Genomic DNA, 722 nt, shown 5'->3' with positions numbered 1-722 from the left:
CGCGCAGAGATCGGGCAGATGTATGCCGCGATCGGCGAGATGGTCGTCCAGCTCAAGACCCGTGCCGGGCAGGACCGCGCCCGTGCCGCCGAGAACCTGCGCATCCGTTCCGCGCTCGACGACGTCACCACCAGCGTGATGATCGCCGACGCCGACCTGAACATCATCTACGCCAACCGGCCGCTGTTCCAGATGCTGGGTAAGGCCGAGCAGGACATGCGCCGCGACCTGCCGAACTTCGACATGAAGACGCTGATCGGCAGCAACATCGATGTGTTCCACAAGCATCCGCCGCACCAGCGCAAGCTGCTCGGCGAACTGCACGGCACCCACCGCGCGCAGATCACCGTCGGCAACCACATCATGCGCCAGATCATCAACCCGGTGACCGACGGCGACGGCCGTCGCCTGGGCTACGTGGTGGAGTGGGACGACCGCACCACCGAAGTGCAGGTCGAGCGCGAGGTCAGCGGCATCGTCGCCGCCGCGGCCAACGGCGAGCTTTCCGGGCGGATCATGCTGGAAGGCAAGAGCGGCTTCCTGCTGCAGCTGTCGGAACAGTTGAACGGCCTGCTGGACAGCTTCGCGAGCAGCGTCGGCCAGGTCTCCACCCTGCTCGGCGCGCTGTCGCGCGGCGACCTGACCGCACGCATGGAAGGCAGCTACCAGGGCGTGTTCGCCCGCATCCGCGACGACGCCAACGCCACCGTCGCGCAGCTGAC

The 722-nt window shown here is 67.3% G+C and carries 1 protein-coding gene; it reads left to right on the top strand.

The genetic code is table 11. The features are described from left to right. Nucleotides 1–18: 18 nt before the first annotated feature. The coding region (locus ABB33_RS14380) for a PAS domain-containing protein (protein WP_248842457.1) at nt 19–722 on the top strand (704 nt) is incomplete at its 3' end.

The sequence above is a fragment of the Stenotrophomonas acidaminiphila genome (assembly GCF_001431595.1).
Classification (GTDB): Bacteria; Pseudomonadota; Gammaproteobacteria; order Xanthomonadales; family Xanthomonadaceae; genus Stenotrophomonas; species Stenotrophomonas acidaminiphila.
Note: the sequence above shows the minus strand (reverse complement) of the source record. Positions and strands in the feature narration are given on the sequence as shown.